This is a genomic window from Micromonospora sp. CPCC 205554, from assembly GCF_036902745.1.
Classification (GTDB): Bacteria; Actinomycetota; Actinomycetes; order Mycobacteriales; family Micromonosporaceae; genus Micromonospora; species Micromonospora tulbaghiae.
Genome location: NZ_JBAKHP010000041.1, coordinates 16,256 through 39,585, shown reverse-complemented (window position 1 = coordinate 39,585; position 23,330 = coordinate 16,256). Strand labels below are relative to the sequence as shown.

The following is a 23,330-nucleotide window of genomic DNA, read 5'->3' as shown; positions in this document are numbered from 1 at the left end:
GCGGCCACCGACCCGAACTACCCCGCCCATGAACACCCGACCCACACATCCGTCACAAGACCCATATTTATGACTCTCAGGTATATCGGCTGCCGGTCATTCCTTCTCGCCGGCCGCCGCTCCACCGCTCCGCCGCGCTTGTGAGGGTGTCCGGCGGTGACCTAGGCTGACGGAGCGCGGAGCTGAATCACCGACGTCGATGTCTCGACGTCGCCGTCGCGTCAGGGCACGTGACCGCCGGTCCGGGCAGACCGGCCCTCGTCGCGTGCCTGACCTCCGCGAAAGGCATTCCCCGTGCACCCCACCACCCCACGCCGCCGGATCGCGCTGCTCGCCGCGGCCTCGGCGGTCACGCTGTCGGCCGGCGCGCTCACCACGATGACGGCCGCCGCGGCGGCCGTCGCCTGCCGGGTTGACTACCGGATCACCAACCAGTGGAGCGGCGGCTTCGGCGCCGACGTGACAGTGACCAACCTCGGCGACCCGGTCGACGGCTGGACCCTCGGCTGGAGTTTCGCCGCCAGCCAGCAGGTCGTCCAGGCGTGGAACGCGACGGTCAGCCAGTCCGGCGCGCAGGTGAGCGCCCGCGACGCCGGCTACAACGCGGCCATCGGCACCGGCGGCACCGCGAACTTCGGCTTCAACGGTTCGTGGAACAACGCGTCGAACCCGGTCCCGGCCGCGTTCACGCTCAACGGCACCGCCTGCACCGGCGCGCCGTCCACCACCCCGCCGCCGTCGACGCCACCGCCGAGCACTCCACCGCCGTCGACGCCCCCGCCCACCACGCCCCCGCCGACCACCCCGCCGGCCGGCGCGAAGCAGATGGAGGACCTCGATCGGGGCCTGGTCAGCGTCCGCTCCGGCAGCGGGAACCTGGTCTCCTGGCGGCTGCTCGGCACCGAGACCTCGGGCGTGGCGTTCGACCTCTACCGGGGCGGTACCAAGGTCAACGGCAGTCCGATCACCGGCGCGACCACGTACCTGGACAGCGGCGCGGCGGCCGGAACGGCGTACACCGTGCGGGCCGTGGTGAACGGCGCCGAGCAGGCCGCGTCCGCCCCGGCCCTCCAGTTCGCCAACGGCTGGCTGGACGTGCCGATCCAGCCGCCACCCGGCGGCACCACCCCCGCCGGGGAGGGGTACAGCTACTCGGCGAACGACGCGAGCGTGGGCGACCTCGACGGCGACGGCCGCTACGAGCTCGTGCTCAAGTGGGACCCGTCGAACGCCAAGGACAACTCGCAGTCCGGCTACACCGGCAACGTCTACGTCGACGCGTACACCCTCACCGGCACCCGGCTGTGGCGCGTCGACCTCGGCCGCAACATCCGCGCCGGCGCCCACTACACCCAGTTCCAGGTGTACGACTACGACGGCGACGGAGACGCGGAGGTGGCCATGAAGACCGCCGACGGCACCCGCTCCGGCACCGGCCAGGTGATCGGGAACGGCTCGGCCGACCACCGCAACTCCAGCGGCTACGTGCTCGCCGGCCCGGAGTACCTGACCATGTTCGACGGCCGCACCGGTGCCGCGGTGTCCACAGTCGACTACGATCCGCCGCGCGGAACCGTCTCCTCCTGGGGCGACTCGTACGGCAACCGGGTCGACCGGTTCCTCGCCGGCACCGCGTACCTGGACGGGCAGCGCCCCTCGCTGATCATGGCGCGCGGCTACTACACCCGGGCCGTCGTCGCGGCCTGGGACTTCCGCGACGGCACGCTGCGCAAGCGCTGGACGTTCGACTCGAACGCCTCCGGCAACGGCGCCGCCGCCGGCCAGGGCAACCACCAGCTCTCCGTGGCCGACGTGGACAACGACGGCCGCCAGGAGATCGTGTACGGCGCCGCCACCATCGACGACAACGGCCGGCTGCTGTACTCCACCGGCAACGGCCACGGTGACGCGCTGCACGTCGGCGACCTCGACCCCTCCCGTTCGGGCCTTGAGGTGTTCAAGGTCGACGAGGACGGCAGCAAGCCCAGCTCCTGGATGGCCGACGCGCGTACGGGGCAGATCATCTGGCAGACCGCGCCGAGCGGCGACAACGGCCGTGGCGTCTCCGCCGACGTCTGGGCGGGCAGCCCGGGGGCGGAGTCCTGGTCGTCGGCTGTCGACGGGCTGCTCAACACCCGGGGGCAGAACGTCGGGCGCAAACCGTCGTCGGCGAACTTCCTGGTCTGGTGGGACGGCGACCCGGTCCGGGAGCTGCTCGACGCCACGAAGATCGACAAGTACGGCACCGGCGGCGAGACCCGGCTGCTCACCGGCAACGGCGTCGCCTCGAACAACGGCACCAAGTCCACCCCGGCGCTCTCGGCGGACCTGGTCGGCGACTGGCGCGAGGAGGTGGTCTGGCGCACCTCCGACAGCACCGCGCTCCGGATCTACAGCACGCCTGTGACCACCGGCCTGCGTCTGCCGACGCTGATGCACGACCCGCAGTACCGGGTGGCGGTGGCCTGGCAGAACACCGCCTACAACCAGCCGCCGCACCCGGGCTTCCACCTGGGCGACGGCATGAGCACCCCGCCCGCGCCGAACATCTACCTGCGCTGAAACGGCAGGCACCGGGTCGCCGGCCGCGGAATCCGCTCCGCCGGCGACCCGGTGCACCACACCGCAGCATTCCCGACCCGTCCCGACCGGGAATGCCGTACCACCACCGGGGACAAAGTTATGCGTCCCGCGCGACGGTGCGGTGACGTGGCTATGAAGAGCGTGTTTCAGCCCTCCCGGCGCAGCCCGCCCGCCACCTTCTCGGCGATCAGCTCGAACGAGCGGACCCGGTCGGCCACGTCGTAGACCATCGTGGTGAGCATCAGCTCGTCCGCGCCGGTGCGCTCCAGCAGTTCCCCGAGCTGCCGGGCCACAGTCTCCGGCGAGCCGGTCGCCTGGCCGTCGCGGCGCTGCGCGACGAACTCCCGCTCGAACTCCGAGTACGGGTACGCCGCCGCCTCCTCCGGCGTGACCAGCGGCTCCGGCCGCCCCGACCGCAGCTTCAGGAACGACAGCCCGGACGGCCCGGCCAGCCACTCGGCCCGCTCGTCGGTCTCCGCGCAGACCGCGTTCACCGCCACCATCGCGTACGGCCGGTCCAGCCACTGCGAGGGACGGAAGTTCTGCCGGTAGAGCTGCAACGCCGGGATCGTGTTCTGCGAGCTGAAGTGGTGCGCGAACGAGAACGGCAGCCCCAGCAGGCCGGCCAGCTGCGCGCTGAACCCGCTCGACCCGAGCAGCCACACCTGCGGCGACTGGCCACGGCCCGGCGTCGCGGTGATCGGGCCCGGCTCGGCGCCGGAGAAGTAGTTCATCAGGTCGGCCAGCTCACGCGGGAAGTGCTCGGCGGACAGGCCCTCCATGGTGCGGCGCAGCGCCAGCGCGGTCACCTGGTCGGTGCCCGGCGCCCGGCCGATGCCCAGGTCGATCCGGCCCGGGTGCAGCGCCTCCAGCGTGCCGAACTGCTCGGCCACCACCAGCGGCGCGTGGTTGGGCAGCATCACGCCGCCCGAGCCGAGCCGGATCGTGCTGGTGTTCGCCGCCAGGTGCGCGAGCAGCACCGCCGGAGCGGAACTCGCGATGGCGGGCATGTTGTGGTGCTCGGCCACCCAGAACCGGCGGTAGCCCAGCTCCTCGGTGCGGCGGGCCAGCTCCGTGGTGTACCGCAGCGCCTCACCGGCACTGCCGGTCGCCGCCACCGGGGCAAGATCAAGAACAGACATGGGTACGTCGATCACACGGAGGTGCAACCCGCCACCTGCCGGAATTGTTCCGCCGGGTGCGCTACCCCATACCCCGCGCCTGCTCGAAGATCAGGCTGGTCTGCGTGTGCTGCACCGCCGGATCGACAGCCAGATGGTCCAGCACGAAGTCCCGCAGCGCGTCGCCCGACGCGGCCCGCACGTGCAGCACGTAGTCCTCCGCGCCCGCCACGTGGAACACCGACACCACCCCGGGCAGCCGTACCGACCGGGCCCGGAACGCGTCCACAGCGGCCCGCTCGTGCGCGGTCAGCCGCACCGAGACCAGCGCCTGCAACGGCAGCCCCACCGCCGCCGGATCCACCTCGGCGTGGAACCCGCGGATCGCCCCGCACTCGCGCAGCGCCCGCGTACGCGTCAGGCACGTCGACGGCGCCACCCCGACGCGCTCGGCCAGCGCGTTGTTCGGCAGCCGGCCGTCGGCCGCCAGCTCGGTGAGGATCGCGCGGTCGGTGTCGTCCAGGCCGGCGAACGGCCGTACATCATTCGGTGCGGCAGGCATGTGACCATCCTTCACCGAATCACTGCCAAGCGAAAGCGTGATTACCAGAATGTTGTTCGTCGCTATTGCCTCCAGACGTCGTCATGTTCGACGCTTCCGGCATGACTTCCGTGGACACCGCAGCCGTACACGCCGGGCGCGCAGACCTCGCCGGGCTCGGCGTCCACGTCCCGCCGATCGACCTGTCCACCACCAATCCGCTGCCCTCGGTGGCCGGCGGCGGTGACGACTACGAGACGCTCGCCACCGGCGGCACCCTCCCGGCCGGCGGCAGCGCCGTCTACCAGCGCCTCTGGAACCCCACAGTGGCCCGGTTCGAGACCGCGCTCGCCCAGCTCGAAGGCACCGCCGAAGCCGTCGCGTTCGCCAGCGGCATGGCCGCGCTCACCGCCACCCTGCTCGCCGCCACCCGCGACGGCAAGCGTCACGTCGTCGCCGTCCGCCCCCTCTACGGCGGCACCGACCACGTCCTCGCCACCGGCCTGCTCGGCACCGAGGTCACCTGGGCCGCGCCCGCCGACGTCGCCGCCGCCATCCGCCCCGACACCGCCCTGGTCGTGGTCGAGACGCCGGCCAATCCCAGCCTCGACCTGGTCGACATCGCCGCGCTCGCCGACGCCGCCGGTGACGTCCCGCTGCTCGTCGACAACACAGTCGCCACCCCGGTGCTCCAGCAGCCCGCCCGCCACGGCGCCGCGCTCGTGCTGCACAGCGCCACCAAGAGCATCGGCGGCCACGGCGACGTCCTCGCCGGCGTCGTCGCCTGCGCACCCGAGTGGGCCGCCCGGCTGCGCCAGGTCCGCGCCGTCACCGGCGCCGTCCTGCACCCGCTCGGCGCGTACCTGCTGCACCGCGGCATCCAGACCCTCCCGCTGCGGGTCCGCGCCCAGCAGGCCGGCGCGGAGAAGCTCGCCGCCTGGCTCGCCGGGCACCCCGCCGTCGAGCGCGTCCACCACCCGTCCCTGCACGACCCGGCCGGACTGGTCGGCCGCCAGATGTCCGGCACCGGCAGCCTGCTCGCCTTCGAGGTACGCGGCGGCGCGCCCGCCGCGGCCGAGGTCGCCGGCGCCTGCGAGCTGATCACGCACGCGGTGTCGCTCGGCGGCGTCGACACGCTGATCCAGCACCCGGCGTCGCTCACCCACCGGCCGGTCGAGGGCGACGCCAAGCCCTGCGGCGGACTGCTGCGCGTCTCGGTCGGCCTGGAGGACCCGGAGGATCTGCGGGCGGACCTCGCCCGGGCGCTGGCGCGGATCTGACGGCGGCCGGTCGCCCGCGTCCGCGGCGTCGCCCGGTCACGACTTCGGGCCGACGTGCCGGTCGAGGGCGGCCACTGCCTCCCGGCGAGCCACGGACAGGGAATTGCGGCGGTTCATCCGCCAGGCGATGCCGAGCCGGTCGAGGGCCTGCTGGCACAGGCCCATGACGTCGGCCGAATCGTTGTTGAACATGTAACGGGGATAGACGTACGCCTTGCCCCGCACGACGACCCGGTTGGCGAAGCGGCACCCGTCGGAGTGGAAGAGGCCGCGCAGGAAGTCGCCCGCCTGGGCCTCGACGATGGGGCGCTGCCAGTCCGCGAGGACGATCGGACGCTGGTGCTTCCTGCCCGGCCCGTGTTGCGGGAACAGGCACGGCCAGTGCGTGCCGTAGCTCTGCACGCTGACGCAGCCCGGATGCCGGACGCGCTGGACCTTCTCCGCCAGGACCCGTCGCATGGCGTCGTCGCACGCCTCGATCAGCCCGGGCCAGCTGTCACTGCAGGAGATCCGGAGCACCGGCACCCGCGCCCTGGTCACGAGATGCCCATCGCCCAGGTAGAGCCCGAGGAGATAGGCATAGGCCGCCGGATCTGTCGGAACGCGGACACCCTCGCGACAGCGGAAACACCGCAGCGCGGTGCCGTGCTGCTTCGGTTCCGGCCGATCCCTGCACCAGTGCCAGACGGTGCGGTAGTTGAGGCCCACTGCGCGGGCCGCCTCCGCGACGGTGGCCCCGGACAGGAAGGCCTGACGTGCTCGCGCGCGTATCTCGGGTGGATGCACGCGGCCATCTTCGAACGCGCGTACGACAGTTTCGGTGTCCCCGGTGGGATTCGAACCCACACTGTCGGAGGTTTGAGCTCCGTTTCTCTACCGATTGGAATACGGGGACATGCTCGCGTGACGCTCTCGCGTCGTGCCATAGGTTACCTACTACGCTAGGGGCGGCGACACCCGGCAGGGCGGGTGTCGGGCTCGAACCGGTGGGAGTGGCTCGTGGGCGAGATGCAGGCGGACGCCGAGCGCAAGCGCGTTCTGATCGCCGAGGACGAGGCGCTCATCCGGCTGGACCTGGCCGAGATGCTCGTCGAAGAGGGCTACGAGGTGGTCGGCGAGGCCGGTGACGGCGAGACCGCCGTCAAGCTCGCCGAGGAGCTCAAGCCGGATCTGGTCATCCTCGACATCAAGATGCCGATCATGGACGGGCTGGCCGCCGCCGAGCGGATCGCCGGCGCGCGCATCGCCCCGGTGATCATCCTGACCGCGTTCAGCCAGCGTGACCTGGTGGAGCGGGCGCGGGCGGCGGGCGCGATGGCGTACCTGGTCAAGCCGTTCCAGAAGAGCGACCTGGTGCCGGCGGTGGAGATCGCGCTGTCCCGTTACTCCGAGATCGCCGCGCTGGAGTCGGAGGTGGCCGGCCTCACCGACCGGCTGGAGATCCGCAAGACCGTCGAGCGCGCCAAGGGCGCGCTGATGACCACGTACGGCATGACCGAGCCGCAGGCGTTCAAGTGGATCCAGCGCACCGCGATGGACCACCGGATGACCATGAAGGAGGTCGCCGAGCGGATCCTCGCCGAGACCGCCGGCGGCGAGGTGGAGCAGCCCGCGTCCTGACCGCCCGGGGAGGCGTCCGATCGATAGGATCGGATCCATGTCTCCCGCGCGCGCCCGGCCGGCCCTCGTCGCCGCTGCCGCCGCGCTGCTCCTGGCGGCCTGCCACGCCACGCCGCGACCGCTGCCCGAGCCCGCGCCGGTCCGCCCGCGGTGGCAGCCCGTGGAGCTGGTCCTTCCCGCCGGCGCCGCGGGGCGTCCGGTGCCGCGCGACGTCGCGCGGTGCGCCGACCGGTGGTACGTGGTGGGCGGGCTGGTCGACGCGGCGGGGGAGACCCGGCCGGCGGCGTGGTTCAGTTCGGACGGCGTGGCCTGGTCGGCGATTCCGGTACGCGCGCAGACGTTCTACGGCCGCGGGCACGTGCTCTACGCCGTGGCGTGCCGCGACGACGGCATGGCGGCGCTGGGCGCGAAGACCGGTGGCGTGCACGGCAATCCGCGTACCGGAACGTGGGTGTGGCGTCCGGGTGGACCGTTGCGGGAGGTGCCGGCGGCGTTCGAGCTGTTCGGCGGCCCGCGCGCGGTGAGCGCGTCGCGGCTGGCGGCGGGGCCGGCGGGGTGGCTGGTCGCCGGGACGCGGGCCGACGGAGCGGCGGTGTGGACGTCGCCCGACGCCGAGGGGTTCGTCGTGCGTGAGGGCGTCGCGGAGCTGGCCGGCGACGACCGGGGCCCGACGGCGGCGTACGACGTGGCGGCGGTGGGGTCCGGGTGGGTGGCCGTCGGGTCGCTGCTGCCGCCCCGTGGTACGGCCCGGACGCCGCTGTCGTGGTTCTCGGCCGACGGCCGGGTGTGGCGGCGGGTGGTCCTGCCGGTGCCGTCGGGGGCGGCCGGAGCGGCGGAGCGGGTGGTGTCGGCCGACGGCGGCCCGGTGGCCCTCGGTCCGGTGGGTGACCGCTTCGCGGTGTGGCGCGGGTGCGACGACTGCGGCTCGCCGTCCGCCGGCCCGGCGGGTGTGGCGCAGGGGTGGCGGCGGGTCGGCGGGTTCGGCTCGGCGGGCCCCGGGGTGTCGTCGGCGGACGCCCTCGCGGTGTCCGGCGGGCGGCTCGTCGCGGTGACCGGGGACGGGGCTCAGCGACGGCTCTGGATGTCGCGTGACGGCGGCGCGTCGTGGCTTCCGGTGATCACGCCGGTGCCGGTGCCGGACGGGGGCGACGCGGCGCTGGCGGTGGCCGTCCGAGACGACCGGCTGCTCGTGGTCGCCGATGACGGGAAAGCATCCCGTGCCTGGTGGGGGACGTTGCCGACCGTCGATCGGTAGGGGGTGGAGAGGGCCTGGCCCGTTACCGAGGAATAGTCGGCGAAAGCCTTTGCGCGCCTTCGGTTCTTACGCCGATGGGCTTGAATCCGCCACGGCGTGTAACGGTTCGGTCAACCCCGCTTTCCAGGTCTTACGCCACCGCCCACGGTGGGATAACGTCCCGCCCCAGACCGGCGACGACGGTCTTGGTTCGTCCACCCCGCAAGGGCCAATCAGCGGCGGGTGGTTCGGATCATGGACGGAGGAGGGTTCGGGCCTTGAGGCAGAAGCTCGCACGCGTGATCGGCGGGGTCGCCATGCTGGCGCTCGTCGCCGGTGGCACCGCTTGTTCCAGCGGCAGCGACGATGAGGGTTCCGGGGGCAGCGCCTGCGGGAGCAAGATCGCTTTCTTCGGCGCGCTGACCGGTAGCTCGGCCGCGCTGGGCATCAACGAGAAGAACGGCGTCAAGCTGGCCGTCGACAAGTACAACAAGGAGAACCCGGACTGCAAGGTGGAGCTCGCCGAGCTCGACTCGCAGGGCAGCCCGGACCAGGCGCCGGGTCTGGCCCAGAAGGCGATCGACGACACCAAGATCCTGGGTGTCGTGGGTCCGGCCTACTCGGGCGAGTCCGAGGCCGCCGGCCCGCTGTTCAACGAGGCCGGTCTGGTCACCATCACCCCCTCCGCGACCAACCCGACCCTGGCCACCAAGGGCTGGAAGACGTTCTTCCGCGCGGTCGGCAACGACCTGAGCCAGGGCCCGGCCGCCGGCGTCTACATGAAGAACGTGCTCAAGGCCGACCGGGTCTACGTCATCGACGACCAGTCGGCGTACGGCGCCGGTCTGGCCGACGAGGTCAAGAAGGTGCTCGGCCCCGCGGTCGTGGGCAGCGACAAGGTCCAGGGTGAGGGCAAGCAGACCGAGTTCTCGGGTGTGGTCACCAAGGTCAAGGCCGCCAACGTCAAGGCGGTCTTCTACGGCGGCTACTACCAGGAGGCCGGCCTGATCCGTAAGCAGCTCACCGCTGCCGGCGTCACCGCTCCGCTGGTCGCCGGTGACGGCGTGAACGACGGCGCCTACATCACCTCCGCCGGCCAGGCGGCTGCCGAGGGCACCATCCTCACCTGCCCCTGCCAGCCGTCCACCGAGGCGCGCGGCACCTTCGCCGCCGACTTCAAGGCGCTCAACGGCACCGACCCGGGCACCTACAGCGACACCGCGTTCGACGCCGCGAACATCCTGCTGGCCGGTATCAAGGCCGGTAAGACCAGCCGGGCCGACCTGCTGGAGTTCGTCAAGGGCTACAGCGGCGAGGGCGTGGCCTCCACCTACAAGTTCGTCGAGGGTGGCGAGTTGGACCCGGCGCAGGTCAAGGTCTGGGCGTTCAAGGTCCAGGGCGGCAAGGTCGTCCCGGACCAGGAGATCCCCAAGTCCTGATCGGTCGATCGCTGGGCTGGCGATTGAGTTGTGATCGCGGGTGCGGCCGGGAGCTGGCTCCCGGCCGCACCCTCTTTTTCTCTTGAGCGACGGAGCGTCCCTCCTTGGACTTCGACGGATTGTTCTCCAACTTCGGGGAACTCACCACGACCGGCTTGACGCAGGGCGCCATCTACGCCCTGGTCGCGCTCGGCTACACGCTTGTCTACGGCGTGCTCAGGCTTATCAACTTCGCCCACTCCGAGGTCTTCATCGCCGGTGCGTTCGCCGCGATCTGGACCTGGAACGGCTTCGGACTCGATCAGAACTCGCAGGTCAGCGGTGTTGGATCGATCATGTTCTACCTGCTGGTGGCGATGATCGTGGCGGCCATCGCCTCGGCGGGCACCGCCACGGTGATCGAACGGGTGGCGTACCGGCCGCTGCGTAAGCGCAACGCGCCGCCGCTGGCGTTCCTCATCACCGCGATCGGCGCCTCGATCGCCATCTCCGAGGCGTTCGGCGTCTACACGCGTCGTCTGCCGGAGGGCGCGCCCCGGCTGGTCAGCTCCGAGCCGCTGTTCCGCATCGCCGGGGTGCCGATCGACGCGGTGCAGCTGCTCACGATCGGCTCCGCGCTGGTGATGATGTTCGCGCTGGACCAGTTCATCAACCGCAGCCGTACCGGCCGCGGCATCCGCGCGGTCGCCCAGGACGCCAACACGGCGGCCCTGATGGGCGTCAACAAGGACCGCATCATCCTGATGGTCTTCATCGCCGGTGGCACCATGGCCGGTGTCGCGGGCCTGCTCTACGACGTGCGGATCCAGACGCTCACCTACAGCGTCGGCTTCCTGCTGGGCCTCAAGGCGTTCACCGCGGCGGTGCTCGGTGGTATCGGCAACCTGCGCGGCGCGCTGATCGGCGGGTTGCTGCTCGGCGTCGTGGAGAACTACGCCTCGGGTCTGTTCGGCAGTCAGTGGAAGGACTTCGCCGCGTTCGCGGTGCTGGTCGTGCTGCTGATGTTCCGCCCGACCGGTCTGCTGGGCGAATCACTGGGGAGGGCACGCGCATGACGACCACCATCGACCCGCCGGAGCGGCGGGAGACGGCGGCGGACAAGCTGCGGCAGGGCCGGCACGCGATCTCGGAGCGCTGGCACCACGCACCGCGCTGGGTGCGCTGGGTGCTGCTGGCCGCGGTCATCGTGTTCTTCTACGCGCTGCCGAACAAGGAGTTCTACCAGTACCTCGGGCCGATCCCGACGCCCGGGGCGAACTTCACCCAGGTGCTGTTCACGGTCTCGATCTACGTGCTGCTGGCGGTCGGGCTCAACATCGTGGTCGGCTTCGCCGGCCTGCTCGACCTCGGCTACTTCGGCTTCTTCGCCGTCGGCGCGTACACGGTCGCGGTGCTGACCTCGCCGAGCAGCAATCTCAAGACGCTGTGGCCGTGGCTGCTGGTGGTGCCGATCGCGATCGGCCTGACCATGGTCTCCGGCGTCATGCTGGGAACGCCGACGCTGCGCCTGCGCGGTGACTACCTGGCGCTGGTGACGCTCGGCTTCGCCGAGATGATCCGGATCGCAGCGGTCAGTTCCGAGTTCCTGAGGGGACAGCGGGGCTTCAGCGAGATCCCGCACCCGCCCGGCGAGTACGCCGACGGCCGGCCGGTGTTCGGCGTACTCGACGCCCGCCCGTACTACTGGCTGGTGCTCACGCTGATCATCCTGGTGGTGATCGGGGTGCGGAACCTGACCCACAGCCGGGTCGGCCGGGCCTGGATCTCGATCCGCGAGGACGAGGACGCAGCCCAGCTCATGGGCGTGCCGACGTTCAAGTTCAAGCTGTGGGCGTTCGCCTCCGGCGCGGCCATCGCCGGCCTGGCCGGCGCGCTGTTCGCCGGTAAGCAGAACTTCGTCAACTCGCAGAACTTCGAGCTGCTCAACTCGATCATCATCCTGGCCGCCGTCATCTTCGGCGGCTCGGGCAACATCGTCGGCGCGATCGTCGGCGGTGGCCTGGTGGCGTACATGATCGAGCGGTTCCGTGGCATCGAGCTGTTCGGCATCGAGCTGTACGAGTACCGGTTCCTCTTCTTCGGCCTGGTGCTCGTGGTGATGATGATCTTCCGGCCGCAGGGCCTGATCCCGAACCGGCGACGAGCGGCGGAGTTCAAGGACCGCCGCAAGGAGGTGATCGTCGGTGAGTGACACCGAGCAGAACCCGAAGGTTCCGGCCCAGGCGGCGGCCCCCGCCGTCGAGGCGGTCGCCGAGCGGGAGCCGTTGCTGGAGGTCGACCACGTCACGCTGCGCTTCGGCGGCGTGGTGGCCCTCAACGACGTGGACTTCACCCTCTACAAGGGTGAGATCCTCGGTCTGATCGGCCCGAACGGCGCCGGCAAGACCACCTGCTTCAACGCGATGACCGGCATCTACCAGCCCACCGAGGGGCAGATTCGGTTCCTGGGCGAGAAGATCAGTGGCAAGAAGCGCCACCAGATCACCCGGATGGGCATGGCCCGTACCTTCCAGAACATCCGTCTCTTCCCGGAGATGACCGCGCTGGAGAACGTCCAGGTCGGCGCGGACGCGCACCACAAGACCAGCGTGATCTCCGCCCTGCTGCGCCTGCCGCGGCACTGGAAGGAGGAGCGCGAGGGCCGGGAGAAGGCCGAGCGCCTGCTGGAGTTCGTCGGCATCAAGAACCGGATGCACGAGTTCGCCCGCAACCTGTCCTACGGCGAGCAGCGGCGGCTGGAGATCGCCCGCGCGCTGGCCACCGACCCGAAGCTGCTCTGCCTGGACGAGCCGGCCGCCGGCTTCAACCCGGCGGAGAAGGAGGAGCTGCTCCAGCTCATCCGGCAGATCCGGGACCAGGGCGTGACGGTGCTGCTGATCGAGCACGACATGCGCCTGGTGATGGGCGTGACCGACCGGATCGTGGTCCTGGAGTTCGGAAAGAAGATCGCCGAAGGGCTGCCCGCCGAGGTGCGGGACAACCCGAAGGTGGTCGCGGCGTACCTGGGGGTGCCGGACGATGCTGCTTGAGATCGAGGACGTGAGCCTGCTCTACGGGCGGATCCAGGCGCTGCACGGCATCAGCCTGACCGTGGACGAGGGCGAGATCGTCGCGCTGATCGGCGCGAACGGCGCCGGCAAGTCCACCACCATGCGGGCGATCTCCGGCATCCGGCCGGTCGCCTCCGGCAAGATCAAGTTCGCCGGTGAGGACATCACCAAGCTCCGGGCCGACCTGCGGGTCCGGCGCGGGCTGTGCCAGGCGCCCGAGGGCCGGGGCATCTTCCCCGGCATGTCGGTGCTGGAGAACCTGGACATGGGCGCGTACACCCGGCGGGACAAGGCGGGCATCGCCCAGGACCTGGCCCGGGTGCTGGAGCTGTTCCCGCGACTGGCCGAGCGGCGCAAGCAGCCCGGCGGCACGCTCTCCGGCGGCGAGCAGCAGATGCTCGCCGTCGGCCGGGCGCTGATGAGCCGGCCGAAGCTGCTGCTGCTCGACGAGCCGTCGATGGGTCTCGCGCCGATGCTGATCCAGCAGATCTTCACGATCATCACGGAGATCAACCAGCAGGGCACCACCATCCTCCTGGTGGAGCAGAACGCCCAGCAGGCGCTGGCGCGCGCCCACCGGGCGTACGTGCTGGAGACCGGCCGGATCGTCAAGAGCGGTTCCGGCGCGGACCTGCTGCACGACCCCTCGGTCAAAGAGGCCTACCTCGGCGTGGCCTGACCGGCCGACCCCTCGCAATAAGGAGTACAGCCATGTTCCACCCCAACCCCGGACGGCGGGCGGCGCTCGGCGTCGCCGGTGCGGCCGTCCTGCTGCTCTCCCTCGCCGCGTGCGGCGAGAAGGAGAACTCGGCCGAGCCGGGTGACGGCCCGTCGGTGTCCGCCACGGCCGACTCCAACCTGGCGGCGAAGGTGCCGGACGCCATCAAGGCCGACGGCGTGATCAAGGTCGGCACCGACTCGACGTACGCCCCGGCCGAGTTCCTCGACTCCGACGGCAAGACCGTGGTCGGCTTCGACGTCGAGCTGTTCAACGCGGTGGCGCAGAAGCTCGGCCTCAAGGCCGAGTACGAGTCGGCGCCGTTCGACGCGATCCTGCCCGGTGTGGGTTCGGGCAAGTACGAGGTCGGCGTCTCGTCGTTCACCATCAACCCCGACCGCCTCAAGAGCGTCAACATGGTGAGCTACTACTCGGCGGGCACCCAGTGGGCGACCAAGAAGGGCAACCCGGCCGGGGTCGACCCGGAGAACGCCTGCGGCAAGAAGATCGCCGTGCAGGTCGGCACCGTCCAGCTCGACGACATCACCGCCCGGTCGAAGAAGTGCACCGACGCCGGCAAGCCGGCCGTCAAGATCGACCAGTACCAGGCGCAGAGCGACGCCACCGCCGCCGTGGGCAGCGGCAAGAACGACGCCATGCTGGCCGACTCCCCGGTCGGCGCGTACGCGGTGAAGCAGAGCAACGGTCAGCTCGAGGTGCTCGGCGACATCTACGAGTCGGCGCCGTACGGCTACGCGGTGAACAAGGACCAGCAGGCGTTCGCCGAGGTGCTCAAGGAGGCCGTGCAGGCGGTCATCGCCGACGGCAGCTACAAGGCAGCGCTCACCAAGTGGGGTGTCGAGGGCGGCGCCATCACCAACGCTGAACTGAACCCGTCGGTCTGACCATGTCGGTCGACACATCCGGACGGGCACGGCCAGAACCGATCAAGGCCGTGCCCGTGCGGCACCCCGGGCGCTGGGTCGGCGTGGCGGTCATCGCCGTACTGGTCGCGATGTTCGTGCACATGCTGGTCACGAACTCCGCGTTCCAGTGGTCGTTCATGGTGGACGAGATGTTCCGCCCGCCGATCATCGAAGGGCTCCGCGGCACCATCCTGCTGCTGATCACGTCGATGGTGATCGGCATCGGTCTGGGCATCGTCATCGCGATCATGCGGCTGTCGCCCAACCCGGTGCTGCGCGGCGTGGCCTGGGTCTACACCTGGTTCTTCCGGGCGGTGCCGCGGCTGGTGCTGGCGATCCTCTTCGGCAACCTCGGCATCCTCTGGTCGCGGCTGGAGTTCGGTCTGCCCTTCGACCGGCAGATCGGCGCCCTGTTCGGGTTGCACGACTTCGAGGCCCGGCTGTTCGGGTTCAGCGCGGTCGACATCCTCACCGGCTTCGTCGCCGGCATGCTGGCGCTGGGCCTGTCCGAGGCCGCGTACATGGCCGAGATCGTGCGGGCCGGCATCCAGTCGGTGGACGAGGGGCAGACCGAGGCGGCTCAGGCGCTGGGCATGAGCCGGGCGCAGATCCTGCGGCGGATCGTGCTGCCGCAGGCGATGCGGGTGATCATCCCGCCGACCGGCAACGAGACCATCGCGATGCTCAAGGACACCTCCCTGGTGGCCTTCGTGCCGGTGTCGATGGAGCTGTTCTTCCAGCTCAAGGCCGTCGGTTCGCGGACCTTCCAGCCCTTCCCGATGTACGTCGCCGCGACGCTGTGGTACCTGCTGCTGACCAGCGTCCTGCTGGTGGGGCAGTACTACCTGGAGCGGCACTACTCCAAGGGGTTCGGACGCAGCGGGCGAGCCCGACAGCGGCTACGAGGGCTCGCCGCCGAGAACGGCGGCACCACGAGTGGGACGGCGCAATGACGGACATGACCGCTTCCCCGCAGACGCCGGCCGCCGGGTCCGGGCTGATGGTGCGGGCCGAGCAGGTGCACAAGTCGTTCGGGCCGCTGGAGGTGCTCAAGGGCATCGACCTGGAGGTCCGCTCCGGCGAGGTGTGCTGCCTGCTCGGGCCCTCCGGCTCCGGCAAGTCGACGTTCCTGCGCTGCATCAACCACCTGGAGAAGATCGACGCCGGCCGGATCCGGGTGGACGGCGACCTGATCGGCTACCGGGAGCGCGGCGGCAAGCTGTACGAGATGCGGGACAAGGACGTGGCCGCGCAGCGCCGGGCCATCGGCATGGTGTTCCAGCGGTTCAACCTGTTCCCGCACATGACGGTGCTGCAGAACGTCATGGAGGCCCCGGTGCTGCTGCGCCAGGCCAAGAAGGCGCAGGCCCGCGAGCACGCCGCGGAGCTGCTGGACCGGGTGGGACTGGGCGACAAGCTCGGCGCGTACCCCGGTCAGCTCTCCGGCGGCCAGCAGCAGCGGGTGGCGATCGCCCGGGCGCTGGCCATGCGGCCGAAGCTGATGCTGTTCGACGAGCCGACCAGCGCGCTCGACCCGGAGCTGGTGGGCGAGGTGCTGGACACGATGAAGGACCTGGCCCGTGACGGCATGACGATGATCGTGGTGACCCACGAGATCGGCTTCGCCCGCGAGGTGGGTGACCACCTCGTGTTCATGGACGGCGGTGTGGTGGTCGAGCAGGGCGACCCGCGCGAGGTGATCTCGGCGCCGCAGCACGAGCGGACCAAGGCGTTCCTGGCCAAGGTTCTCTGACCTCGGCCTCCGGTGCGGCGCGCGCCGCACCGGAGGCCGGAGTTGTCGGGCGTACGGACTAGAGTCGCAGCCGTGACAGCTACGACGCCGCGCCTGCTCCTCGTCGACGGACATTCCCTGGCATACCGGGCGTTCTTCGCCCTGCCTGTGGAGAACTTCTCCACCACCACGGGGCAGCCGACCAACGCCGTCTACGGCTTCACCTCGATGCTGATCAACGTGCTGCGCGACGAGCAGCCGACGCACATCGTCGTGGCGTTCGACGTCTCCCGCCGCTCCTTCCGCACCGAGAAGTACTCCGAGTACAAGGCCGGCCGCAGCGAGACCCCGACCGACTTCAAGGGCCAGGTCAGCCTGGTCAAGGAGGTCCTTGCCGCGCTGCGCGTGCCGGTGGTCGAGAAGGAGGGCTACGAGGCCGACGACGTCATCGCCACGCTCGCCTGCCAGGCCCGCGACCAGGGCATGGACGTGCTGATCACCACCGGCGACCGGGACGCGTTCCAGCTCGTCGGCGAGCGGGTGACAGTGCTCTACCCGCGCAAGGGCGTCTCCGACCTGGCCCGGATGGACCCGGCCGCGGTCGAGGCGAAGTACGGCGTCACCCCGGACCGCTACCGCGACCTGGCTGCGCTGGTCGGCGAGACCAGCGACAACCTGCCCGGCGTGCCGGGCGTCGGCCCGAAGACCGCGGCCAAGTGGATCAACCTGTACGGCGGTGTCGAGGGCGTGGTGGCCCGCGCCGACGAGATCAAGGGCAAGGCCGGCGACAGCCTGCGCGAGCGGCTGGCCGACGTGATCCGCAACTACGAGATCAACTGCCTGGTCTCCGACCTGGAGCTGCCGGTGCGCCCCGAGGACGCCCGCTGGCAGGGCTGGGACCGCGAAGCGGTGCACCAGGTCTTCGACACGCTCCAGTTCCGCATCCTGCGCGACCGGCTCTACCAATACCTGGAGGCGGTCGAGCCCGAGGCCGAGGCGGGCTTCGATCTGGCCGGCGAGGTGCTCACCGAGCCGGGCGCGCTCGCGGGCTGGCTCGACACGCACGCCCCGGCCGGCGCCCCGGTGGGCCTGGCGGTCACGCTCGACACCGGTCCCAACCGCCGGCACACCGCCACCGTGACCGCGATGGCGCTGGCCACCGCCGCCGGCGCGGGCGCCTGGTTCGACCCGGGCACCCTGGGCGCCGACGACGAGGCCGCGCTGGCCGGGTGGCTCGCCGACGCCGAGCGCCCGAAGGTGCTGCACGACAGCAAGCCGGCGGTGCTGGCGTTCGCCGCGCACGGCTGGGAGCTGCAGGGCATCGCCCGCGACACCCAGATCGCCGCCTACCTGGCCCGCCCCGACCAGCGCTCCTACGACCTGACCGACCTGGCGCTGCGTTACCTGCACCGGGAGCTGCGTGTCGACGCGCCGGAGACCGGTCAGCTCACGCTCGACGGGCTCGGCGACGAGGGGGTGGCCGAGCAGAACCTCATGCTCCAGGCCCGCGCCACGCTCGACCTGGCCGACGCGATCGACGCCGAGCTGTCCCGCGACGGCGAGCAGTCGGCCCGGCTGATGGCCGGCGTGGAGCTGCCGCTGATGCGGGTGCTCGCGACCATGGAGCGCACCGGCATCGCCGCCGACACCGACTACCTCTCCGAGCTGGAGGCGCACTTCGCCGCCGAGGTGAAGGCCGCCGCCCAGAGTGCCTACGAGGTGGTCGGCCGGGAGTTCAACCTCGGGTCGCCGAAGCAGCTGCAGGAGATCCTCTTCACCGAGCTGGGTCTGCCCAAGACCAAGCGGATCAAGACCGGCTACACCACGGACGCCGACGCGCTCCAGTGGCTCTACGCCCAGACCGAGCACCCGCTGCTGCACCACCTGCTGCGCCACCGCGACGTGGCGAAGCTCAAGTCGACTGTCGACGGGCTGCTCAAGTCCGTCTCCGACGACGGCCGGATCCACACCACGTTCAACCAGACGGTGGCGGCGACGGGGCGCCTGTCCTCCACCGAGCCGAACCTGCAGAACATCCCGATCCGCACCGAGGAGGGGCGGCGGATCCGGCGCGCGTTCGTGGTCGGCGAGGGCTACGAGTGCCTGCTGACCGCCGACTACAGCCAGATCGAGATGCGGATCATGGCGCACCTGTCCTCGGACGACGCGCTGATCGAGGCGTTCAACTCCGGGCACGACTTCCACGCCGCGACCGCGTCGTCGGTCTTCACCGTCGAGGTCGGCGACGTGACCGCCGACCAGCGCCGCAAGATCAAGGCGATGAACTACGGCCTGGCGTACGGGCTCAGCGCGTTCGGCCTGTCCCAGCAGCTCGGCATCAGCGCCGAGGAGGCGCGCGGGCTGATGGAGAACTACTTCGCCGGGTTCGGCGGGGTCCGCGACTACCTCCAGGAGGTGGTGGCCCGCGCCCGCCAGGACGGCTACACCTCCACCATCCTGGGCCGCCGCCGCTACCTGCCCGACCTCGTCAGCGACAACCGGCAGCGCCGGGAGATGGCCGAGCGGATGGCGCTCAACGCCCCGATCCAGGGTTCGGCGGCCGACATCATCAAGGTCGCGATGCTGCACGTCGACAGCGCGCTGCGCGACGCCGGGCTGCGGTCCCGGATGCTGCTGCAGGTGCACGACGAGCTGGTCTTCGAGGTCGCGCCGGGCGAACGCGAGACGCTGGAGGCGCTGGTACGCAAGGAGATGGGCGAGGCGTACCCGCTGTCGGTGCCGCTGGAGGTCTCGGTGGGCGAGGGCCGCGACTGGAACAGCGCCGACCACTGACCCCACCCACCCGGCGGTGATCAAGGAGTTTGTGGCACGCCCGAGCCTGTTCGGGGACACAAACTCCTTGATCACCGGGTAAGAGGCGGAGGCGAGGCGGCCTGGAGGGCGGCGGCCAGGCGGTCGCGGACGGCCACCTGGGCGGCGATCCGGGCCTCCAGCACGGCCAGCCGCTCCCGGCCGACCCGTAGCCCGGCCGGAGACGGCGGCGCCGAGGCCACGTCCCCGTCCAGGCAGGGCAGGAAGACCCGCACGTCGTCCAGCGTCAGCCCGGCGTCGAGCAGGTGACGGATGTTGCGGACCCGGGTGACGACCCCGTCGTCGTACTCGCGGTAGCCGTTCGCCGCCCGGACCGAGGCGATGAGCCCGTGTTCCTCGTAGTGCCGCAGGGCACGCGGCGTGCAACCCGTCGCCTTCGCCACCGCGCCGATTCGCACCGCCGCCACCGTCCTCTCACGCGACCACCGCGCCCCCGTCCACCGGCAGCACCACACCGGTGACGAAGTCCGCCTCCGGCTCGCACAGCCGCCGGATCGCCCAGGCTACGTCCTCCGGCCGGCCGATCCGGCCCGCCGGGGTGTGTGCGAGCTGCCAGTCCCGCACCGCCGCGTGCCGCTCGGGGGAGAGGCCACTGTGCACTCCGATGGGGGTGTCGATCGCGCCGGGCGCCACCGCCACCACCCGGACGCCGAGCGGCGCGAGTTCCACCGCCCAGCTGCGGGTCAGCGAGTCCAGCGCGGCCTTGCCCGCCGCGTACACCGAACTGCCCGGCCAGGCACGCAGACCGACCGACGTGGTGACGTTGACGATCACGCCGCCCGTCGCGGCGAGCGCCTCGGCGGCGGCGTGCGCCAGCCGGATCGGGGCCAGCAGGTTCGTGTCCAGCTGCCGCCGGGCGGCCTCCTCGTCGAGGTCCGCCAGCGGCCCGCCGCCCGCCACCCCGGCGTTGTTGACCAGGACGTCGAGGCGGCCGTACCGGTCGAGAGCGGCGCCGACGATCCGGCCGGGCGCGTCGGGCGCGGTGACGTCGGCGGTCAACGGCGTGATGTCCGGGCGGCCGGCGGCGGTCTCCGTCAGCGGCGCGGCGCGCCGGCCGACGGCGACCACGGCGTACCCGGAGGTGGCGAGGGAGCGTGCGGTGGCCCGGCCGATGCCGGTCCCCGCACCGGTGACCACGGCGACGCGTGGGGTGCGGCGTTCCATGCCGGCATCGTGCGACCCTGCCGCCTGCGGCAGGGTCAAGTCAGAGGCCGATCAGGACCGGCATCGCGTTGACCGCGCCGTGCACCACGAGCAGCGGCCACATCCGGCGGTACCGCGACCACAGGTAGCCGAGGAACAGCCCGGCGACCCCCTGGTTCACGATCACCGACGCCAGGTCGACGGCGGGCCGGCCGCTGCCCTGGATGGCCACGTGCCAGGCCGCCCACACCAGCGACGCGAGCACGATCGCCGGCCAGCGCCCCAGCAGCGACTCCCACCGGGTCTGCAGCCACCGCCGGTAGAAGACCTCCTCCAGCAGCGCGTTCACCGCGAAGGCCACCAGCAGCGTGACGACCAGCTCGACCGGCGTGACGGTCCGCCCCCAGTCGCTCGCCGGCACGGACAGCGGCGTCGCGTAGCTGAGCACCAGCCACACCGCCACCGGCAGCGCCGGACCCCACCGGTGGGCGGCGTCCGCCGGGGCCGGCCCCGGCTGCCACCGTGGCGGCCGCCGGCGCGCGGCCAGGAACACCACAAGGGGTACGCCGAGCAGCAGCGTCAGCTTCAGCACGGTGTACGCGGGTTCGCCGCCCAGCAGTGGCATGACGGCGGCGAACGCGACTCCGGCCAGCAGCAGCGGCACCGCCTCGCGGTAGGGCGCAACCGGGTCCGGCCACCTCGGGTCCGGAGCGGGCGGGATCAGCCGGATCAGCGCGATCCCGGCCAGCGCCGGGATCCACCGGCTCCACATCGGTACGGTGCCGTCGTGGTCGGCGCTGTACCTGATGCCGGTGTTGCCGGTCGCCACCAGGAGGAGCGCCGCGACGGCGACGAGCCCGAGGCCCGCGAGGAGGACCACCCGTCCGGCGCGGGGATGACGGCCGGCGATCGAGACGTCTGTCGTCATCGCCGGCACGGTACCAACGCGCGGCCAACGACCCGACGGGGTCAGCTCTTGAGCGGGTCGTGCCCCCAGTTCATCAGCGACCAGCGCCACCTGGTGTCCCGGACGTCGCCGGCGGGACGTTGCGCCAGGTGCCGATGCACGTATCCGATCACCTTGCGCATGTGCTTGTAGTCGGCGGCGGTGAGGTCGGCGCGCTTGCGGCGCAACAGGTCGACGATGCGCCGGCCGGAGTCGTGGCCGACCGACTCGCCGCCCTGGGTGCCCTTCTTGTGCCAGCCGACGTGTTTGGACTCCTCGCTCTCCAGCCAGCGGGACAGCTCGCCCGGCTTCATGTTCACCGCGTCGGTGAACTCCCGGTACGTCTGCTGCGGGTCCTCAGCGCGACTCATGGCGAAGCACCTCCGGGCGGTGGGCCACGTCGCGGCCCGAGTCGTCGTTGGTGATCCGGTACTGCGGCTGCTCCGGCGAGGCGTTGACGGTGTGCCCGCGTACGTGGGTGCGCTCGGTCAGCTTCTCCTTGACGACGCCGTACGCCCGGCCGCTGTGACTGGCCCAGGAGACGTGATCCCCGGCGTGGAACTCCTTCTCGGCCATGCCGCCCGGTTACCCGGAGTGGATACCGAGTAACGGCGTCGTCAGGGCCGGATCTCCGCGATCGGCAGCTTGATCGCGAAGGGCTCGGACAGCTCGATCACCTCGCTGCTGTCGTCCACCAACTCGTACTGCCGTTCGCCGCCCGGGCCGATCCGGTCACCGAGGCGGTACGCGTAGAGGTGCACCGGATCCTGCTCGATCCGCCAGTAGAAGGGAATCCCCGCGGCGGCGTACTCGCCCGGCTTGGCGAACCGGTCGACCCGGCGGGTGCCGGGGGAGACGATCTCGACGGCCAGGACGACGTCCGCCGGGCGCAGGAGGGACCGGTCGCTCGGCAGCCCGGCGTGGTGGAGCAGGACGTCCGGTTGCCGGCTGGTGTTGGGGCTGAGCCCGACTCCGATGGCCTGGGCGACCCGCAGCCCGGCTGGAGCGTGCGACCGCAGCCAGAGGCTGAGCAGGAGGGAGATGTCCTGGTGGCCCAGGGTGGGGGAGGGTGTCACCTGGAAGACTCCGTCGACGAGTTCGACGCGGGGGGCGTCGTCCGGCAGGGTGAGCAGATCCTCCAGCGTGTAGTCCGCACGCTGCTGCCGCATCGGGTCCGGACACCAGGGGCCAGGTGATGTCGGGACGGGCTCGGCGCTCATGCGGCGAGCGTACCGCCGGGTGCCGGAGTTCATGTCGCACCGGACGTGCGACGCGCTCAGTCCGCCGGCTTCTCGGCGACGAAGATGGCGGTGCCGGGGAACAGCCGGCCGCGCAGCGGGCTCCACTGGCCCCAGATCCCCTCGTGTCCGGCCGGCCACTCCGGTTCCACCAGGTCCAGCAGGCGGAAACCGGCGCCGACCAGCTCCCGGATCCGGTCGCCCAGGGTGCGGTGCTGCTCGACGTACGTGGCCACCCCGTGCTCGTCCTGCTCGACGTAGGGGGAGCGGTCGAAGTACGAGTGCACGGCGGTCAGCCCGCCCTCGCCCGGGTCGTCCAGGAAGATCCAGCGCATCGGGTGGGTGACCGAGAAGACCCACCGGCCGCCGGGGCGCAGCACCCTCGCCACCTCGCGCATCGCCGCCGCCGAGTCGTCCACGAACGGGATCGCGCCGAACGCGGTGCAGACCGTGTCGAACGCGGCGTCGGCGAACGGCAGCGCGAGCGCGTCGGCCTGCACCAGCGGCACGCGTACCCCGGTGCGGTCGGCGGCCTCGGCGGCGTGCCGCAACATGCCGGCGGACAGGTCCAGCGCGACCGGCCGGGCGCCCCGGGCGGCGAGCCAGCGGGCGGCGGCGGCCGCCCCGGCGCCGAGTTCGAGGATCCGCCGGCCGGCCACGTCGCCGAGCAGCCGGGCGTCGGCCTCGCGCAGCCCTTCCGGGCACCAGACGAAGTCGGCGTCGCCGAGGAACGCGCCGTGCTCGGCCTGGTACGCGTCGGCGTCGGTGTCCCACCATCCGCGGTTGGCGCGGCGGATCTCACCGGCGTCGACCCGTCGGCGGGTCACCCTGTCGTCGTCCACGGGTTCACGCTAGGTCCGGCGGCCCGGACCGGTGCGGTGGGGGTGGCGGCCGGGGCAGGTGTGACGGACGAGACAGCTGTGGCAC

Annotated in this window: 23 protein-coding genes and 1 tRNA gene; 13 read left to right on the top strand and 11 right to left on the bottom strand. The window is 71.4% G+C overall.

Annotated elements, in window-relative coordinates; translation table 11 throughout:
* The first annotated feature begins 294 nt into the window (after positions 1-294).
* The gene (locus tag V6U82_RS29475; RefSeq protein WP_334467076.1) at positions 295-2,562 is read left to right on the top strand and encodes a rhamnogalacturonan lyase family protein; all 2,268 of its coding nucleotides are present in this window, start codon (positions 295-297) and stop codon (positions 2,560-2,562) included.
* Between the two features lie 167 nt (positions 2,563-2,729).
* Here the strand turns inward: V6U82_RS29475 and V6U82_RS29470 are convergent, their stop codons facing one another.
* Both V6U82_RS29470 and V6U82_RS29465 read right to left on the bottom strand, forming a co-directional pair.
* Positions 2,730-3,725, bottom strand: a complete 996-nt coding sequence (locus tag V6U82_RS29470) for an LLM class flavin-dependent oxidoreductase (protein WP_181726730.1) — start codon at positions 3,723-3,725, stop codon at positions 2,730-2,732.
* A 61-nt stretch (positions 3,726-3,786) separates the two neighbouring features.
* Entirely contained in the window at positions 3,787-4,266 is a 480-nt protein-coding gene (locus V6U82_RS29465; protein ID WP_047894721.1) for an Lrp/AsnC family transcriptional regulator, read from the bottom strand.
* Between the two features lie 83 nt (positions 4,267-4,349).
* Here V6U82_RS29465 and V6U82_RS29460 point away from each other — a divergent pair, with 83 nt between their 5' ends.
* Positions 4,350-5,525, top strand: a complete 1,176-nt coding sequence (locus tag V6U82_RS29460; RefSeq protein WP_334467067.1) for a trans-sulfuration enzyme family protein — start codon at positions 4,350-4,352, stop codon at positions 5,523-5,525.
* Between the two features lie 36 nt (positions 5,526-5,561).
* Here the strand turns inward: V6U82_RS29460 and V6U82_RS29455 are convergent, their stop codons facing one another.
* Positions 5,562-6,311 (bottom strand): transcriptional regulator, encoded by a 750-nt coding sequence (locus tag V6U82_RS29455; RefSeq protein WP_334467064.1) that lies wholly within the window; start codon positions 6,309-6,311, stop codon positions 5,562-5,564.
* A gap of 35 nt (positions 6,312-6,346) precedes the next feature.
* Positions 6,347-6,420, bottom strand: a tRNA-Leu gene (locus tag V6U82_RS29450).
* A gap of 104 nt (positions 6,421-6,524) precedes the next feature.
* Here V6U82_RS29450 and V6U82_RS29445 point away from each other — a divergent pair.
* The 11 genes from V6U82_RS29445 (at position 6,525) to polA (ending at position 19,037) form a co-directional block, all read left to right on the top strand.
* Positions 6,525-7,145, top strand: coding sequence for an ANTAR domain-containing response regulator (locus V6U82_RS29445; protein WP_013287522.1), 621 nt, complete (start codon positions 6,525-6,527; stop codon positions 7,143-7,145).
* Positions 7,146-7,182: 37 nt separating this feature from the next.
* Entirely contained in the window at positions 7,183-8,400 is a 1,218-nt protein-coding gene (locus V6U82_RS29440) for a hypothetical protein (RefSeq protein ID WP_334467059.1), read from the top strand.
* Positions 8,401-8,657: 257 nt separating this feature from the next.
* Positions 8,658-9,818, top strand: a complete 1,161-nt coding sequence (locus tag V6U82_RS29435; RefSeq protein ID WP_128137320.1) for a branched-chain amino acid ABC transporter substrate-binding protein — start codon at positions 8,658-8,660, stop codon at positions 9,816-9,818.
* Positions 9,819-9,922: 104 nt separating this feature from the next.
* The gene (locus V6U82_RS29430; RefSeq protein WP_128137321.1) at positions 9,923-10,873 is read left to right on the top strand and encodes a branched-chain amino acid ABC transporter permease; all 951 of its coding nucleotides are present in this window, start codon (positions 9,923-9,925) and stop codon (positions 10,871-10,873) included.
* Positions 10,870-12,009, top strand: a complete 1,140-nt coding sequence (locus V6U82_RS29425; RefSeq protein ID WP_128137322.1) for a branched-chain amino acid ABC transporter permease — start codon at positions 10,870-10,872, stop codon at positions 12,007-12,009. The genes V6U82_RS29430 and V6U82_RS29425 overlap by 4 nt, the downstream gene beginning before the upstream one ends.
* Positions 12,002-12,847: an ABC transporter ATP-binding protein gene (locus V6U82_RS29420; protein ID WP_435123316.1), complete on the top strand. Its 846-nt coding sequence runs from the start codon at positions 12,002-12,004 to the stop codon at positions 12,845-12,847. Before V6U82_RS29425 ends, V6U82_RS29420 begins: the two co-directional genes overlap by 8 nt.
* Positions 12,837-13,547, top strand: coding sequence for an ABC transporter ATP-binding protein (locus tag V6U82_RS29415; RefSeq protein ID WP_128137324.1), 711 nt, complete (start codon positions 12,837-12,839; stop codon positions 13,545-13,547). The genes V6U82_RS29420 and V6U82_RS29415 overlap by 11 nt, the downstream gene beginning before the upstream one ends.
* A gap of 32 nt (positions 13,548-13,579) precedes the next feature.
* Positions 13,580-14,491 carry an ABC transporter substrate-binding protein gene (locus V6U82_RS29410; protein ID WP_334467054.1) on the top strand — a complete coding sequence of 304 codons (912 nt, stop codon included), beginning with the start codon at positions 13,580-13,582 and terminating at the stop codon, positions 14,489-14,491.
* A 2-nt stretch (positions 14,492-14,493) separates the two neighbouring features.
* Positions 14,494-15,465 carry an amino acid ABC transporter permease gene (locus V6U82_RS29405; RefSeq protein ID WP_334467052.1) on the top strand — a complete coding sequence of 324 codons (972 nt, stop codon included), beginning with the start codon at positions 14,494-14,496 and terminating at the stop codon, positions 15,463-15,465.
* Positions 15,462-16,265: an amino acid ABC transporter ATP-binding protein gene (locus tag V6U82_RS29400; RefSeq protein WP_334467050.1), complete on the top strand. Its 804-nt coding sequence runs from the start codon at positions 15,462-15,464 to the stop codon at positions 16,263-16,265. The genes V6U82_RS29405 and V6U82_RS29400 overlap by 4 nt, the downstream gene beginning before the upstream one ends.
* Positions 16,266-16,337: 72 nt before the next feature.
* On the top strand, positions 16,338-19,037 hold the full coding sequence (polA, locus tag V6U82_RS29395; protein WP_334467048.1) for a DNA polymerase I: 2,700 nt from the start codon (positions 16,338-16,340) through the stop codon (positions 19,035-19,037).
* Positions 19,038-19,108: 71 nt separating this feature from the next.
* On the opposite strand, the gene V6U82_RS29390 is transcribed toward polA, so the two are convergent.
* From V6U82_RS29390 to V6U82_RS29360, 7 genes are all read right to left on the bottom strand, one after another.
* Positions 19,109-19,474 (bottom strand): MerR family transcriptional regulator, encoded by a 366-nt coding sequence (locus V6U82_RS29390; RefSeq protein ID WP_334467047.1) that lies wholly within the window; start codon positions 19,472-19,474, stop codon positions 19,109-19,111.
* A 16-nt stretch (positions 19,475-19,490) separates the two neighbouring features.
* Entirely contained in the window at positions 19,491-20,240 is a 750-nt protein-coding gene (locus tag V6U82_RS29385; protein WP_334467045.1) for an SDR family NAD(P)-dependent oxidoreductase, read from the bottom strand.
* A gap of 40 nt (positions 20,241-20,280) precedes the next feature.
* Positions 20,281-21,147, bottom strand: a complete 867-nt coding sequence (locus tag V6U82_RS29380) for a CPBP family intramembrane glutamic endopeptidase (protein WP_334467043.1) — start codon at positions 21,145-21,147, stop codon at positions 20,281-20,283.
* Positions 21,148-21,188: 41 nt separating this feature from the next.
* A complete protein-coding gene (locus V6U82_RS29375) occupies positions 21,189-21,536 on the bottom strand; it encodes a DUF3140 domain-containing protein (RefSeq protein WP_128138975.1) in 348 nt (115 codons plus the stop codon).
* On the bottom strand, positions 21,523-21,741 hold the full coding sequence (locus V6U82_RS29370; RefSeq protein WP_043329581.1) for a DUF2945 domain-containing protein: 219 nt from the start codon (positions 21,739-21,741) through the stop codon (positions 21,523-21,525). Before V6U82_RS29370 ends, V6U82_RS29375 begins: the two co-directional genes overlap by 14 nt.
* Positions 21,742-21,782: 41 nt before the next feature.
* A complete protein-coding gene (locus V6U82_RS29365) occupies positions 21,783-22,334 on the bottom strand; it encodes a Uma2 family endonuclease (protein WP_073830919.1) in 552 nt (183 codons plus the stop codon).
* Between the two features lie 107 nt (positions 22,335-22,441).
* Complete coding sequence (locus tag V6U82_RS29360) at positions 22,442-23,245, bottom strand: class I SAM-dependent methyltransferase (protein WP_334467028.1); 804 nt, start codon at positions 23,243-23,245, stop codon at positions 22,442-22,444.
* Between the last annotated feature and the right edge of the window lie 85 nt (positions 23,246-23,330).

Excerpts from the sequence above, each read along its gene's own strand:
- V6U82_RS29415 (WP_128137324.1), top strand. The coding sequence starts at position 12,837 with ATGCTGCTTGAGATCGAGGACGTGAGCCTGCTCTACGGGCGGATCCAG.
- V6U82_RS29410 (WP_334467054.1), top strand. The coding sequence starts at position 13,580 with ATGTTCCACCCCAACCCCGGACGGCGGGCGGCGCTCGGCGTCGCCGGT.
- V6U82_RS29400 (WP_334467050.1), top strand. The coding sequence starts at position 15,462 with ATGACGGACATGACCGCTTCCCCGCAGACGCCGGCCGCCGGGTCCGGG.
- V6U82_RS29375 (WP_128138975.1), bottom strand. The coding sequence starts at position 21,536 with ATGAGTCGCGCTGAGGACCCGCAGCAGACGTACCGGGAGTTCACCGAC.
- V6U82_RS29470 (WP_181726730.1), bottom strand. The coding sequence starts at position 3,725 with ATGTCTGTTCTTGATCTTGCCCCGGTGGCGGCGACCGGCAGTGCCGGT.
- V6U82_RS29460 (WP_334467067.1), top strand. The coding sequence starts at position 4,350 with ATGTTCGACGCTTCCGGCATGACTTCCGTGGACACCGCAGCCGTACAC.
- V6U82_RS29370 (WP_043329581.1), bottom strand. The coding sequence starts at position 21,741 with ATGGCCGAGAAGGAGTTCCACGCCGGGGATCACGTCTCCTGGGCCAGT.
- V6U82_RS29440 (WP_334467059.1), top strand. The coding sequence starts at position 7,183 with ATGTCTCCCGCGCGCGCCCGGCCGGCCCTCGTCGCCGCTGCCGCCGCG.
- V6U82_RS29380 (WP_334467043.1), bottom strand. The coding sequence starts at position 21,147 with ATGACGACAGACGTCTCGATCGCCGGCCGTCATCCCCGCGCCGGACGG.
- V6U82_RS29405 (WP_334467052.1), top strand. The coding sequence starts at position 14,494 with ATGTCGGTCGACACATCCGGACGGGCACGGCCAGAACCGATCAAGGCC.
- V6U82_RS29465 (WP_047894721.1), bottom strand. The coding sequence starts at position 4,266 with ATGCCTGCCGCACCGAATGATGTACGGCCGTTCGCCGGCCTGGACGAC.
- V6U82_RS29425 (WP_128137322.1), top strand. The coding sequence starts at position 10,870 with ATGACGACCACCATCGACCCGCCGGAGCGGCGGGAGACGGCGGCGGAC.
- V6U82_RS29365 (WP_073830919.1), bottom strand. The coding sequence starts at position 22,334 with ATGCGGCAGCAGCGTGCGGACTACACGCTGGAGGATCTGCTCACCCTG.
- V6U82_RS29385 (WP_334467045.1), bottom strand. The coding sequence starts at position 20,240 with ATGGAACGCCGCACCCCACGCGTCGCCGTGGTCACCGGTGCGGGGACC.